This is a genomic window from Streptomyces sp. NPDC047981, from assembly GCF_040653315.1.
GTDB lineage: Bacteria > Actinomycetota > Actinomycetes > Streptomycetales > Streptomycetaceae > Streptomyces.
On record NZ_JBEZNQ010000007.1, the window covers coordinates 111,757 to 126,164 of the forward strand.

At 71.8% G+C, this 14,408-nt stretch carries 13 protein-coding genes and 2 pseudogenes; 12 read left to right on the top strand and 3 right to left on the bottom strand.

Annotation, left to right across the window (positions count from 1 at the left end):
* Positions 1–87: 87 nt before the first annotated feature.
* Positions 88–822, bottom strand: coding sequence for a phosphatase PAP2 family protein (locus tag AB0E14_RS06775; RefSeq protein ID WP_362413191.1), 735 nt, complete (start codon positions 820–822; stop codon positions 88–90).
* A gap of 176 nt (positions 823–998) precedes the next feature.
* Positions 999–1,973 carry an alpha/beta hydrolase gene (locus AB0E14_RS06780; protein WP_362413194.1) on the bottom strand — a complete coding sequence of 325 codons (975 nt, stop codon included), beginning with the start codon at positions 1,971–1,973 and terminating at the stop codon, positions 999–1,001.
* Between the two features lie 261 nt (positions 1,974–2,234).
* Between AB0E14_RS06780 and AB0E14_RS06785 the strand changes: the two are divergent.
* The 12 genes and pseudogenes from AB0E14_RS06785 to AB0E14_RS06840 all read left to right on the top strand — a co-directional run.
* Positions 2,235–2,606: pseudogene (locus AB0E14_RS06785) on the top strand (ATP-binding protein); the annotation flags it as partial.
* Positions 2,607–2,695: 89 nt separating this feature from the next.
* A complete protein-coding gene (locus AB0E14_RS06790) occupies positions 2,696–2,821 on the top strand; it encodes a hypothetical protein (protein WP_362413297.1) in 126 nt (41 codons plus the stop codon).
* 104 nt (positions 2,822–2,925) lie between these two features.
* A complete protein-coding gene (locus AB0E14_RS06795; protein WP_362413197.1) occupies positions 2,926–4,554 on the top strand; it encodes an AMP-binding protein in 1,629 nt (542 codons plus the stop codon).
* A gap of 13 nt (positions 4,555–4,567) precedes the next feature.
* Positions 4,568–5,062, top strand: a complete 495-nt coding sequence (locus AB0E14_RS06800; RefSeq protein WP_362413200.1) for a thioesterase family protein — start codon at positions 4,568–4,570, stop codon at positions 5,060–5,062.
* A 97-nt stretch (positions 5,063–5,159) separates the two neighbouring features.
* Positions 5,160–7,523, top strand: coding sequence for an FAD-dependent monooxygenase (locus AB0E14_RS06805; protein WP_362413203.1), 2,364 nt, complete (start codon positions 5,160–5,162; stop codon positions 7,521–7,523).
* A gap of 13 nt (positions 7,524–7,536) precedes the next feature.
* Positions 7,537–8,628, top strand: a complete 1,092-nt coding sequence (locus AB0E14_RS06810) for a carbon-nitrogen hydrolase family protein (RefSeq protein ID WP_362413206.1) — start codon at positions 7,537–7,539, stop codon at positions 8,626–8,628.
* On the top strand, positions 8,625–9,737 hold the full coding sequence (locus AB0E14_RS06815; RefSeq protein WP_362413209.1) for a cupin domain-containing protein: 1,113 nt from the start codon (positions 8,625–8,627) through the stop codon (positions 9,735–9,737). Before AB0E14_RS06810 ends, AB0E14_RS06815 begins: the two co-directional genes overlap by 4 nt.
* A gap of 181 nt (positions 9,738–9,918) precedes the next feature.
* A complete protein-coding gene (locus tag AB0E14_RS06820) occupies positions 9,919–10,824 on the top strand; it encodes a fumarylacetoacetate hydrolase family protein (protein WP_362413212.1) in 906 nt (301 codons plus the stop codon).
* A 23-nt stretch (positions 10,825–10,847) separates the two neighbouring features.
* Positions 10,848–11,654, top strand: coding sequence for an Asp/Glu racemase (locus AB0E14_RS06825; RefSeq protein ID WP_362413215.1), 807 nt, complete (start codon positions 10,848–10,850; stop codon positions 11,652–11,654).
* 82 nt (positions 11,655–11,736) lie between these two features.
* Entirely contained in the window at positions 11,737–12,588 is an 852-nt protein-coding gene (locus tag AB0E14_RS06830) for a PaaX family transcriptional regulator C-terminal domain-containing protein (RefSeq protein ID WP_362413218.1), read from the top strand.
* 64 nt (positions 12,589–12,652) lie between these two features.
* Positions 12,653–12,898: pseudogene (locus AB0E14_RS06835) on the top strand (universal stress protein); the annotation flags it as partial.
* A gap of 223 nt (positions 12,899–13,121) precedes the next feature.
* Positions 13,122–13,577: an Hsp20/alpha crystallin family protein gene (locus tag AB0E14_RS06840; protein ID WP_362413221.1), complete on the top strand. Its 456-nt coding sequence runs from the start codon at positions 13,122–13,124 to the stop codon at positions 13,575–13,577.
* Positions 13,578–13,635: 58 nt separating this feature from the next.
* On the opposite strand, the gene AB0E14_RS06845 is transcribed toward AB0E14_RS06840, so the two are convergent.
* Positions 13,636–14,310 (bottom strand): DUF4389 domain-containing protein, encoded by a 675-nt coding sequence (locus tag AB0E14_RS06845; protein ID WP_362413224.1) that lies wholly within the window; start codon positions 14,308–14,310, stop codon positions 13,636–13,638.
* Positions 14,311–14,408: the final 98 nt, after the last annotated feature.

Genomic DNA, 14,408 nt, shown 5'->3' on the forward strand with positions numbered 1-14,408 from the left:
CGATCGGTTCTCGTGGGTTGCCGGCCTTCGTGAGCCGTCAGTGGGCCTGAGCCGTCGGTCGGCCTGAGCCGTCAGCGGCCTGAGCCGTCAGGGAGCTTGAGCGTCCCGGCCGCGGGCGGACTCCTCCCGGTTCAGCAGGGGTGTGAAGGCCCACCACACCACGAGGGCCATTCCGGCTCCCGTGGCGGCGCCGGCCACGGTGTCGCTCAGCCAGTGGGCGTGCAGCCAGGTGCGGCTCCACATCATCGCCAGCGTGAGCACCGCGCCCGCCGCCCACCAGCCGCGCCGTCGCCCCGCGGGCACGAGCAGGGCGACGGCGATCACCACGAGGAGGGCCGTTCCGGCGACGTGCCCCGACGGGAAGGAGCCGTGGTCCACCCGCACCAGCGGGTCGGCGGGGCGCGGCCGGTCCACCCCGTGCTTGAGGGCCTGGACGACGAGGAAACCCCCCACCAGGTAGGCGGTCAGGAGGCAGAAGAGCGACGGCCAGCGTCTCCGGACCGCCAGGAAGACCAGCAGACCCAGCGGGACCACTACGCCCAGCGGCCCGCCGAACCAGTCGAGCACGGCGGCGACCGCCGCGTACGGACCGTCGTGCGGGCCTCCCATCCACCGCAGCCATGTGTCGTCGAGAGGTTGGGTGAGGGGGTGCTCGGGGCGGGCCGACACGGTGGCCGCAAGCACGGCGGTGACCAGCAGGAAGAGGACCCCGAGGGCGAGGGGGCCGGAGCGGCGGGCGGTGGGGGAGGGGCGGCGCCGTGACGTCGCCGGTGTCGGTCTCGCAGGGGGCGTCAGCGGGGTCTGGGTCGGAGTGCCGGCCATGTGTAACCTCTCGCGGGAGTGCGGGGTGCGGAGTGCGTGGTGAGTGGTGAGTGGCGCGGGGCGCCGGAGTGCGTGGCGCGGGCGCGGAGTGCGCGGTGAGGGGCGCGTAGTTGAGGGGTGCGGAGCGCGGGGCGCCGTCATGACGGCGCCCCGCGCGGGGTGTTCGACGGCGGTGCTCAGACGCCCAGTCGGCGGGCGACGAAGTCGACGCTCTCGGCGACGATCGGCGTCACATCGGGGGCGCCGAGGAAGATGTGGTCGGCGCCCTCCACCGGCCGCAAGGTGACCTCTCCGCCGGCCTTCCGGAGGGCTTCGGCGAAGACCTTGCTCTGGCTGTACGGGAGGAGGCGGTCCGCCGTCCCGTGGACCAGGAGGAAGGGAGGCGGGGTCGCACCGCCCGCGTAGGTGACCGGGCTTGCGGCGCGGGCGAGTTCCGGCAGTTGCTCGGGAGCGCCGCCCAGCAGGGCACGGAACGGGTCGGGGTACGCGGAGCCGTCGGGCGCGGGCGGCATCGGCAGCGGGTGCGAGAGCAGGCCGACGAGGTCCGTGGCCGGGTACCAGCTGACGACGGCCTGTACGGCGCTGTCCTGGTCCTGGACGCCCACGCGGCCCTCCAACTCGGCGCCGTCCTCCGTGGAGTCCGGGCGCACGAGCCCGGCGAGCGCGGCGAGGTGGCCGCCCGCCGACTCGCCCATGACCGCGATCCGGTCCTTGTCGATGCCGAGCTCGGCGGCGAACTGGCGGACGTAGCGGATGGCCGCCTTCGTGTCGTGCAGCTGCGCCGGGAACGGGGCCTCCAGGCTGTGCCGGTAGTCGATGCTGACCAGGGCGAGGCCGGCGCCCAGGACGGCGCCGTGCAGCAGCTCGGCCGGCACGGTCGGCGGCGGGTAGCGACGGTCGCCCTCCAGCCAGCCGCCGCCGTGGATCCACACCACGGCGGGCACCGGTTGCTCGGACGCCGGCACGTGGACGTCGAGAAGGCACGGCCGGTATCCCAGCGTGATCGCGTAGGTCAGCCCGTCGAAGTGGCGCGCTCCGTCCTGGCCGACCCGCGGAGGAGCGGGGGCGCGGAACGGTGGCGGGGGCCAGGCGCCGAGGTCGGGTTCGGGAGCCGTCGGCGCGGTCGGGGGTGCGGAGGGTGCTTGCGTCATTTCCCCTCATTTCTATGGGTGTGATCAGTCCGGGCCAGGCGCTGCCGATGCGTCGGGCCGCTCCCACGGGATTCGGGCTTTCTGGACGAATGTCCGAAATGCCTTGTGATCTCGGCGGTGCCGGACCTAGTGTTGTTACACGTGTAACACAACATGTGCGACGTCGTAAACGTCTCGGACGCCGAATGAGTCGGATGGTGTGGCCGCTGAGGTTACACGAGGAAACGCGGCGTGCGTCGCCCGTCTCGTCGGAGAGTTCCCATGTTCGTTCCCTCGTCGTCCGTGACCGCTCCGCCTGCCCTCCCGCACCCCCCGCACCCCCCGGGCCGCGCGGCGGTCGTCCCGCCCCGAAGTCGCCGACGCGCCCGCCGGCCGGTGGAGGCGGTGGCGTCGGAGGTCTCCGGGGTGCGGGCCTGTCTGCGCCGCACGCTCGCGGCCTGGGGAGTTTCGCCGGAACGTGCCGAGGTGCTGCTGCTCGTCGCCACGGAACTCCTGTCCAACGCCGTCCGCCACGCGGGTGGGCCGGGGGGCCGCACCTGTCTCACGGTGGCCCTCCGCGGCGGACGGCTACGGCTCGACGTCGCCGACGGAGACCCGCGACTGCCGCGCTTCACCCCAGGCGCGGACCCGGCCGCCGAGTCGGACGCCGACCCGGTGCCGGCTCGGCCGCCGCCCCGGGCGTCGATCCAGGCGCTGACCTGGCTGCCGCCCCGGGCGTCGACGTGGACGCGGAGGGCGGTCGCGGGCTCGCGATCGTGGGGTTCCTGGTCGACGAGGCCGGTGGCCGGCTGGAGGCGTTCCGCGTGTCGACCGGCAAGGTCGTGCGGATTCACGTCCCCACCATCTGACGATCCGTCATAAAAATCAATGTCGAGAAAACTTGACGCTCGTCAATTTGGCGAAATACTTGCCGCACTCCCTCCGCTGCCCCCGAAACCGAGGTGTGCGCCCCATGGAGCTCTCCCCGTCCGCCCACGTGGACCCCTTCTGTCGTGACCGACTCCCTCCCTCCGGTCTCTGGCCTCAACTGCACTTCGACCTGCCGGAGTTGGCGTATCCGGACCGTCTCAACTGCGCCGCCCGCCTGCTGGACGACGCCGTCGAGTGCTGGGGCCCCGACCGGCCCTGTCTCCTCACCCCCACCGATCGCTGGACGTACGGCGACCTGCTGCGCCACGCCAACCAGGTGGCCCGGGTCCTGACCGAGGACCTCGGGCTCGTCCCGGGGAACCGCGTCCTGCTGCGCGGCCCCAACAACCCCTGGCTGGTGGCCGCCTGGTTCGGCGTGCTCAAGGCGGGCGGGGTCGCGGTCACCACCATGCCGATGCTGCGGACCGCGGAACTCGCGCAACTCCACGAGATCAGCCGGCCGCTCGTCGCCCTGTGCGACCACAGGTACCTCGACGACGTCGAGGCCGTCCGCGCGCCGGGGTTGACCGTCCTCGCCTACGGCGGCGAGGGCGAGGCGGACCTGACCCGCCGATGCGCGGCCAAGGAGGGCACGTTCGAGAACGTTCCGACCGCCGCCGACGACGTCGCGCTCATCGCCTTCACCTCCGGTACGACCGGGAAGCCCAAGGCGACCATGCACTTCCATCGGGATGTGCTCGCCAACGCCGACACCTTCGCGCGGCACATCCTCAAGCCCCGGCCTGACGACGTCTTCACCGGCACGCCGCCGCTCGCCTTCACCTTCGGACTCGGCGGTCTGGTCGTCTTCCCGCTCCATGTGGGGGCGGCGACCTTGCTCGTCGAGCAGGCGTCACCGCGGCGACTGGCCGACCTCGTCGCCGAACACGGCGTCACGGTCCTGTTCACCGCCCCCACCGCGTACCGGGCGATCATGGCCGCCGGTGCCGCGGATCGCCTCGGCGGCCTGCGCAGATGTGTATCGGCCGGCGAGGCCCTGCCGGCCCAGGTGTCGGAGGACTTCCACGCGGCGACCGGGCTGCGCATCATCGACGGCATCGGCGCCACCGAGATGCTCCATGTCTTCATCTCCGCCGCCGACGACGACATACGTCCCGGGGCGACCGGGAAGCCGGTTCCCGGCTACCGCGCGATGGTCGTCGACGAGACCGGTGCGCCGGTCGCGGACGGGGAGCCCGGTCTGCTCGCCGTGACCGGCCCGACGGGCTGCCGCTACCTCGACGATCCACGCCAGACGACGTACGTGCGGAACGGCTGGAACATCACCGGCGACACCTACCGGCGGGACGCGGACGGCTACTTCTGGTACGTGGCGCGCAGCGACGACATGATCGTCTCCTCCGGCTACAACATCGCGGGACCGGAGGTCGAGAAGGCGCTCCTCGACCACCCCCACGTCGCGGACTGCGCCGTCGTGGGCGCGCCGGACGAGCGGCGCGGCATGGTCGTCAAGGCGTACGTGGTGCTGGTCGACGGCGCCGTCGCCGACGAGGCCGCCGTCAAGGACCTCCAGGACCACGTCAAGCGGGCCATCGCGCCCTACAAGTACCCGCGCGCCGTCGAGTTCGTGACCGACCTGCCGCGCACCGACAACGGAAAGCTGCGCCGCAACGTGCTGCGCCGGCATGCGGCGAACGCGGCCGGCAGCTGAGAGAAGGCTCCTCATGGAAACCCCTGTCACCCACCGGGCGACCCCGCCGATCGGCAGCTGCGCCGAGGGGGCCGCCGAAGCCGGAGAGGCGAACCCGGCCCGCATCGTCATCGAGCGTCGCGTCGAATGGCCCGACACCGATGCCGCCGGCCACTACCACCATTCCACCGTCGTGCGCTGGGTGGAGGCGGCGGAGGCCGCCCTGCTGCGCCGCCTCGGTCTGGCCCACCTCTTCGGCAGCACGCCGCGCGTGCACTTCGAGGCCGACTACCGGGCGCGGTTGTGGTTCGGCGACCTCGTGCGCGTCGAACTGCGCGTCGACAAGGTCGGCTCCACGTCGCTGCACTACGCCTTCACCGTCCGCGCCCAGGACGACGAGACGGCGGCCGCCGGCCGGATGGTGATCGCGCACTCCTCCGCACGCGCCTCGGGATCCACGCCGTGGCCGGACGAGGTGCGCGAACTCTTCACCAAGGCGGGCGCACAGGCCCCCGAATGCTGCGGCTGAGACGCCGGTTCAAGCAGGTCACGCAGATGTATATAGGTTTCTTGACGATCGCAGGAATTACGGCATACGTTGTTCCTCGAACCACTAGGAGGACGCCGTGCGCATAGCAGTCATCGGCGGAGGGCCCGGCGGGCTGTACTTCGCGGCCCTGGCCAAGCAGCTCTCACCGCACTGGGAGATCACCGTCTGGGAGCGCAACGCGGCCGACGACACCTTCGGTTTCGGCGTGGTGTTCTCGGACGAGACCCTCGACGGCATCGCCCAGGCCGATCCGGAGGTCTACGCGGCCATGTCCGCGGAGTTCGCCCGCTGGAGCGACATCGACGTGCGCTACCGCGGGCAGGTGCTCACCTCGGGCGGTCACGGTTTCGCCGCCCTGGGCCGCAAGCGTCTGCTGCAGATCCTCCAGGAGCGGTGCGCGGCGCTCGGGGTGGACGTCCGCTACCGCACGCCCGCCCCGTCCGCGGCCGAACTCGCCGCCGACCACGACCTCGTGGTGGCGAGCGACGGCGTACGGTCGCAGACCCGAGGCGCCCACGCCGAGGCCTTCGGGCCGGACCTGGACCAGCGGCGCTGCCGTTACATGTGGCTCGCCACCGACAAGGTCTTCGAAGCCTTCACCTTCATCGTCGCCGAACGGGACTTCGGCACCCTGCAGGTCCACGCGTACCCCTTCGACGACACGCGCAGCACGTTCATCGTCGAGATCGACGAGGACTCCTGGCGGCGGGCGGGGTTCGACGCCTTCGCGGCGCGCGACCTCCCGCCCGGTGCGGACGACGAGGACAGCATCCGGCGGTGCGAGGAGATCCTCGCCGAACACCTCGACGGCCACCGGCTCATACCCAACGGATCCCGGTGGATCAGCTTCACCACCGTACGGAACCGGGCCTGGCGTCACGAGAACATCGTTCTGCTCGGGGACGCCGCACACACCGCCCACTTCTCCATCGGCTCCGGCACCAAGCTCGCCATGGAGGACGCCCTCGCCCTGGCCGCCTGCCTGCACGAACACCCGGACGTGCCCGGCGCCCTCGCCGCGTACGAGGCCGAGCGCAAGCCGGTCGTCGAGTCCACGCAGCGGGCTGCCCAGGCCAGCCTCGAATGGTTCGAGAACGTCGGCCGCTACACCGGCCAGGAACCGCTCCAGTTCGCGTTCAACCTGCTCACCCGCAGCCGGCGGGTCACCTACGACAACCTGCGGGTACGCGACGAGGCGTTCACCGGGGCCGTGGACACCTGGCACCAGGAGCACCAGGACCGCCGGCACGACCTGCGCGTCGATCCGCGAGACGAAGCGGCACCCCCCATGTTCCGGCCGTTCCGGCTGGGCGGGGTGCGACTGCGCAACCGCGTGGTCGTACCGCCGATCGCCCTGTACTCCGCGTCCCGCGACGGCGTCCCCGGAGACGTCGAGCTGGTCCATCTCAGCACGCAGGCGGTGGGTGGATCGGGGCTCGTCATCGCGGGCATGACGGCCGTCAGCGCCGACGGCCGCGCCGGTTCCGGCTGTCCGGGCCTGTACACCGACCCGCAGGAGGCCGCCTGGCGGCGCATCACCGACTTCGTACGCCGACAGTCGGACACCCCGCTCGGCATCCAGCTCACCCACGCCGGACGGCGCGCCGAAGGGCAGCCGCTGGTCGCCGCGTCCGCCCTGCCCTGGGACGCGGCGAGCGCGACGCCCCGCGAGGCGACCCGCGCGGACATGGACGGCATGGCGCGGGACTTCGTCGCCGCCGCTCGCCGCGCCGACCGGGCGGGCTTCGATGTGATCGAACTCCAGTACGGCCATGGGCACGTGATGTCGGGCTTCCTGTCGCCGCTGACCAACACCCGCACGGACGCCTACGGCGGCAGCCCCGCGAACCGGATGCGCTTCCCCCTGGAGGTCCTGCGCCAGGTCCGTGACGTGTGGCCGGTCGCCAAGGCCCTGATCGTCCGGATCTCGGCCACCGACTGGGCCGACGGCGGCATCGGCGAAGCCGACCTGGTCGAGCTGTGCCGCGCCCTCGCCGACGCGGGAGCGGACGCCGTCGACGTGTCCACCGGAGAGGTCGTCGCACACGAGCGTCCGCGCTTCGGCCGCAGCTACCAGACGCCCTACGCCGACCTCGTCCGCAACACCGTCGGCGTGCCCGTCATCACCGTGGGCGCGATCTCCACGTACGACGACGTCAACTCCCTGATCCTGGCGGGCCGGGCCGACCTGTGCGCCGTGGGCCGTGCCCAGCTCCACGACCCGCTGTGGACGCTCCATGCCGCGGCCGCCCAGCGGTACGCAGGACCGGCCGCGCCCTGGCCCGCGTACTGGAAGCCGGGCAGCAGCCGGCCGCCCAGCGCCCGCACCGACCGCGTACCGCCCCGCCTCCAACTGCTCCGGGAGGCGCCCGCGCCCGTACACCAGAGGTGGCTGCCCCCGTCCCCGGCGACCGCCGCCCTGCACTCGACGCTCGTCTGACACGGAGGAACCGATGGAGAAGCAGACAGCGGAGGAGACGGGGCGGCTGCCCCGCTTCACGGCGGCGGCCATGCAGGCCTCGCCGGTCTTCCTGGACCCGGCGGCCACGGTCGACAAGGCCGTGTCCCTCGTCGCGGAGGCCGCCTCCCACGGGGCCGAACTGATCGTGTTCCCGGAGGTCTTCGTCCCCGGGTACCCCTACTGGAACTGGACGATGAACCCCGTCCAGGGCTCCCCGTGGTTCGAGCGCCTGTGGCGGGCGTCCGTCGACGTCCCCGGCCCGCACGTCGACGCCCTGCGCGCCGCGGCCCGTCGGCACGGCGTGGTCGTCGTCATCGGCGTCAACGAGCGAAGCCCCCGGAGCCTCGGCGTCCTCTACAACACGCTGCTCACGATCGGGCCGGACGGCGAACTCCTCGGAGTGCACCGCAAGCTCGTCCCCACCTGGGCCGAGAAGCTGACCTGGACCGGCGGCGACGGCAGCTCCCTCAAGGTCCACGCCACGCCCGTCGGCCCGCTCGGTGTGCTCGCCTGCGGCGAGAACACCAACACCCTCGCCCGCTTCACCCTGCTCGCCCAGGGCGAGTTGGTGCACGCGGCGAGCTACATCGCGCTGCCGGTCGCACCGGAGGACTACGACATGGCCGACGCCATCGCCGTCCGCACGGCCGCCCACAGCTTCGAGGGCAAGGTCTTCTCCGTCGTCGCCTGCTCCACGATCTCCCCGGAGATCGTGGACACCGTCGCCGGTGACGACGAGGACGTGCGCCGCATGCTCGCCCGCCCCCGCAGCGCCCTCTCGGGGATCTTCGGACCCGACGGCCGCCCCGTGACCGAACCGCTCGTCGACGACGAGGGCATCGTCTACGCCGAGATCGACCTGGCCAGGTGCATCCAGCCCAAGCAGATGCACGACATCGTCGGCCACTACAACCGCTTCGACGTCTTCCGCCTGCACGTCGACGACACCCCGCGCGCCCCGGTCGTCTTCACGGACCGGCCCGCCCACGCAGCCCGGACCGCCCGCCACGCCACCGCCCCGCCGCTCCCGGCCGACGACGACGCCGTCGCGCCGGCCGCCGGGACCCCCAAGGAGGAGTCATGACCACCGCGTACGACGACGACAGGCTGGGCCGGGCCCGCGTGTCCGACACCCCCGAACTCACCGCCTACTACGGCGAACTCGCCGAACTGGAGGCCGGCGCCCTCTGGACGGTGGCCAACGACATCGAGCCCTGGTACCCGCAGCCGAAGTCCGTACCGGTCCTGTGGCGCTACGAAGCCCTGCGCCCGCTGGTCCGCAAGGCGCTCGACCTGGTCGAGGCCGACGACGCCGGACGCCGTGTCGTCATGCTCGTCAACCCCGGCCGCAAGGACGTGAGCGCCGCCGTCGGTCTGCTCTACACAGGCCTGCAGATCATGGGACCGGGGGAGGCGATGACCGCCCACCGCCACCAGGCCGCCGCCCTGCGCTTCGTCCACGAGGGAACCGGCGCCTGGACGATCGTCGACGGCCAGAAGCTGAAGGTCGGTCCCGGCGACTTCGCCATCACCCCCAACGGCACCTGGCACGAACACGGCAACGAGTCCGACGACGCCCCCGTCATCTGGCAGGACGGCCTCGACATCCCCCTCGTCAACGCCCTGGACGCGGGCTTCTACGAGGTCCACCCGGAGCTGTACCAGCAGCCCGGAAAGGTGATCAACTCCTCCGTCCTCACCTACGGCGCCCACCTGCTTCCGCACGGCTCCGAGAAGTGGACGCGCCCCTACTCGCCGCTGCTCGCCTATCCGTGGGAGCCGACCTACGAGTCCCTGCTGGGCCTCGCCGAGGCGACGGAAGGCTCCCCGTACGACGGTGTCATCGCCGAGTACGCCAACCCCGTCACCGGCGGGTCCGTGATGCCCACCATGAGCGCCCACATGCAACTGCTGCGGCCCGGCCAGGCCACGAAGGCGCACCGCCACACCGGATCGGTCGTCTACACCGTGGCCAAGGGCCGGGGTTACTCGGTCATCGCCGGGCAGCGCCACGACTGGCAGCGGGGCGACATCTTCTGCGTCCCCTCCTGGGCCTGGCACGAGCACGCGAACCTCGACCAGAACGACGACGCCTGCCTCTTCTCCTTCGACGACTTCCCCGTGATGCGCTCCCTCGCCTTCCACCGCGAGGAGGCGTACCCCGACAACGGCGGGCACCAGTCCGTCGCGTGAGCCGCCGCCGCGCCGGCACCGCCGGCCCTGACACCGGTACCGGCGCGGCGGCCCCGAACCGGGGGCGATCCGAACCTTCTCCGCATCGCCCCGGACCCGGGGCGGCGGCACGGAATCACGGACCGTACCGCCGCCCCGGCCTCAGCCCCCACTCCACCCCACCGCTTCCCAAGGAGCCGTCATGCGCCTCGTGACCTTCACCTCCGACGACGCCCCCGCCCGCCTCGGCGCCCAGGTCGAGGACCTGGTCGTCGACCTCGCCGCCCTGGCGGCCCACCACGGCACCGAACTGCCGCACGACCTGCTGACGTTCCTGCGCGCGGACACCGACGTCCACGACACCGCGCGCCGGCTGCTCGCCCGCGGCCCGGCCGGCCGGCCCGCCGCGGCCGTCCACGATCTCGCGGCGGTGGCGCTCCAGGCCCCGCTGCGCCCCGGCAAGATCATCGGGGTCGGCCTCAACTACGTCGAACACGTCGAGGAGTCCAGCCGCAGCCTGGACACCGACAGGGAACTGCCCCCGCGCCCCGTCCTCTTCAGCAAGCCCGCCACCGCGGTCACGGGCCCCGGGCAGCCGGTCCTGCACAACGGAGACCTCACCCGACAGCTCGACTGGGAGTGCGAACTGGCCGTCGTCATCGGCCGCACCGCCTTCCGGGTCAGCGAGGAGGACGCCTACGACCACGTCTTCGGCTACAGCATCGTCAACGACATCAGCGCCCGCGACCAGCGCCGCTCCGGCCAGTGGTTCTTCTCCAAGGGCCAGGACTCCTACGCGCCCTTCGGCCCCGCCATCGTCACCGCCGACGAGATCGCCGACCCCATGGCCCTGGACCTCGAACTGCGCGTCAACGGCGTCACCAAGCAGAAGTCCAACACCCGCCACATGCTCTTCCCCATCGCCCGCCTGATCGCGGACATCTCCTCCGGCGTGACCCTGGAGCCCGGCGACGTCATCGCCACCGGCTCGCCCTCCGGCGTGGGCGCGGGCATGGTGCCGCCGGAGTTCCTCGTCCCGGGCGACACCGTCGAAGCCACCGTCGAGCACATCGGCACCCTCGCCAACCCCGTCGTCGACGCCCGCTGACCAGCAGCCACGGAGCACCAGTCATGACCACTCACCACACCTCCCGCACCTACCGCATCGGCCAGATCGTGCCGAGCTCCAACGTCACGATGGAGACCGAGATCCCGGCCATCCTGCGCGCCCGCGAGCGCGTGGCGCCGGAGCGCTTCACCTTCCACTCCAGCCGCATGCGCATGACCCATGTCACGCCCGAACAGCTCAAGGCGATGGACGCCGACTCGGACCGCTGCGCCGTCGAACTGTCCGACGCCCATGTGGACGTCCTCGGCTACGCCTGCCTGGTCGCCATCATGAGCATGGGCCTCGGCTACCACCGCACGTCCGAGGAACGCCTGCACGCCCGTACGGTCGAGAACGGCGCCCCCGCCCCGGTCGTCACCAGCGCCGGCGCCCTCGTGCACGGCCTGCACACCCTCGGCGCCAGGAAGATCGCGCTGGTGGCCCCGTACATGCGCCCGCTGACCCGGACGGTGGTCGACTACCTGACCCACGAGGGCATCGAGGTGCTCGACTACGCGGCGCTGGAGATCCCCGACAATCTGGACGTCGCCGCCCACGACCCCGCCCGGCTGCCCGGGATCGCCCGCGCCCTCCGGCACGCCGACGCGGACGCCGTCGTCCTGTCCGCCTGCGTCCAGATGCCCTCCCTCGGAGCCGTCGACGAGGCCGAGCAGCTGCTCGGCAAGCCCGTCGTCTCCGCGGCGGTGTGCACCGCGCACCAGATGCTGCGGACGCTGGACCTGCCGGCCGTCGCGCCCGGAGCGGGTCACCTGCTCTCCGGCGCGTACGCCGAGACGCCGCTGCCACGGCGTGCGGCGACCACGGAGTGACCGGTCGCCCGCGCTCGCGCCCACCGGCCCGGCCTTGCCGGACGCTCGGTAGGATCGCCCCCGCACACCACGGAAGGCGATCATGTCGGACAGTCCCCTCAGGCCCAGCTCGTTGATCAACACGGTCTACGGAGCTTTTCTTCGGCCGCTCGGGGGATGGATCTCCATCGCCGACCTGATCGTCCTCATGAACGAACTGGACGTGGACGCACCGGCGGTGCGCTCGGCGATCTCCCGCCTGAAGAAGCGGGGCATCCTCGAACCCGAGCGGCGCGGCGTGAACGGCTACCGCCTGAGTCCGGCCGTCCACCCCGTGTTCGACGAGGGCGACCGCCGGATCTTCGGCAGCCTGGAGCCGGCGGACCTGGCCGACGGCTGGGTGACGGCGGTGTTCTCCGTACCGGAGTCCGAGCGGGCCCACCGCTACCAGCTCCGCACCCGCCTGACCTGGCTCGGCTTCGGCAACATCACCTCCGGGGTGTGGCTGGCCCCCGGACGTCTGCTCGACGACGCCCGCGCCACCCTCGACCGCCTCGGCCTGAGCGCGTACGTGCACCTCTTCGCGTCGCGGTACGTGGCGTTCAGCGAACTGCGCGCCTCGGTCAGCACCTGGTGGGACTTCCCGGCGATCCAGGCGCAGTACGCCGCGTTCAGCGACACCTACGGCCCGGTGTCGGCGCGGATGACCGAAGGGGCTGAGATCGACCCCGAGGAGGCGTTCCGCCACTACGTCCCCCTGCTCACGCAGTGGCGCCGCCTGCCCTACCTCGACCCGGGCCTGCCGGAGGAACTCCTCCCCGAGGACTGGAACGCGGTCGAGGCACGCCGGCTCTTCCAGCGACTCCACGCGGTGCTCGCCGAGCCCAGCCTGCGCCACGTGCGGACCGTGACCGGCGACAGCCCTGGCACGGGCTCTCGGCCGGTGCTTTCCTGAAGGTGAGGAGGGGGCCCGCCCAAGGTCCGGATGGACCGGGCTCGGGACCGACCAGCCGGGTTCAGCTGATGAGCTGCTCGACAAGGCCCTTGAGGCCGCGACGTCCCAACATCCCCGGGTCCGCCTGCGCAGGAGCTCGGTCGAGGGCCCCGCGCACACGATCCTGACCGAGCGCTCGGCCGCCGCCGACCTGCTGGTCGTCGGGGCACGGCGCAGGGACGGGCTCGTCGGTCTGGAACTGGGCAGGGTCGCCCACCGCGCCCTGCACCACGCCTCGTGTCCGATCGCCGTCGTACCTCAGCGTGGGTGACCGGGACTGCCAGGACCGGAGCCGTGGCGCCATGGGCCGGTCGGTCCAAGGGCGGCCCGTTCGGCCCCGTCGGACAGCCCCCTTGGACGCTGTGACGCCTGACCTCGCGGGCGGACGATGGGGTTACGGAGTCGGACCGGCCCCGTAACCCGGTCCGCAGCCCGTCCGTACCGACTCGGGTCCAGCGCGACGGCCCTGGGCCCCGCGAACGAGGAGGAGCGCCATGGCCGGAGGCAAGGTGGAACGGAGGCACAGCCTCTTCCCCGACTTCAACGACTTGTTCAACCGAGAGTTTCCGGGACTGCCCGGGTGGCGACCCGCAACGGCTGCTCACTCCATTCCCGTGGAGGTGACCGGCGGAGGCGGTGTGTACGTGCTGCGGGCTGAACTGCCCGGGATGGACCCCGACGATGTCGCCATCACCGTTGACGACGACCTGATCACGGTGAGTGCGGAACACGGCGAAGGTGAGGAGGACAAAGAGCACTCGGAGTTCCGCTACGGATCGTTCCGCAGGACGGTGCGCCTCCCCGGCACGATCCCGGCCGACGACGTCGAGGCGTCGTACGAGGACGGCATCCTCACCATCCGCGTCCCGATACCCGAGGAGAAGACCGGCACCGTACGCACCATTCCGGTGAAGCGAGGAGGCACCCCGCCCGAAGGAGCCAGCTCGTGAACCCCAAGCGCGTATGGGTCGCCTACGGCAGCAAGGCCGGCGCGACCTCGCGTCGCCTTCAGCGGCCGGTGACGGTGCGCTCGGTCGCGGCCGGCTCCGTGCCGCCCTGATCGAGACGGAAGGGTGGGTAGGCGTCCGTCATGAGGCTCGCGTAGGCGGCGACGCGCAGGACCCAGCGGTTCAGGCCGACGATCAGGGCGAACAGGTCGCGTGGATACCGGTCGGTGAAGGCCACGGCGAAGCCCGCGATGAGCGTGAGCAGCGTGATCAGCCCGCCGCTCCACCAGCCGGCGGCGCGCATGCCGCCGGTGAAGAAGGCGATCACCAGGTAGTGGGGGATGGCGAGCAGCCACCACTTGACCAGGACCTGCGAGCGGGAGAGCCGCTCCGGGTAGGCGATGTCCAGCCGGGCGGGGTAGTCGGGCTCGGGGCCCAGGCTGAAGGGCGGGTAACGGTCGGTGCCGAGGGCGCCGTACGAGTAGTACGACACACGCCACGACCAGCGGAGCACGCCGAGGTTGAAGTCGAACAGGCCCCGTGGGAAGCGCTCGGTGAACAGGACGGCGAAGAACGCGATCACCGTCACGACGAGGAAGGCGATCCAGAGGAAGAACAGCACGATCCAGTGGGGGATCACCAGGATCCATTTCACCAGCCACAGCCAGCGGGACAGCCCCTTGTCCAGCTCGGCCGTCACGTTCACGGGAACGTACGGGGCACTCGGCGTGACCATGATCGTCACTTCCTCGGTAGGTCGTCGACTTCGTACGTGAGCCGGTCGTCTCACGTGTTCGACCGGCGGCCCCTCATTCAGGATCGCTCGTCGCCGCC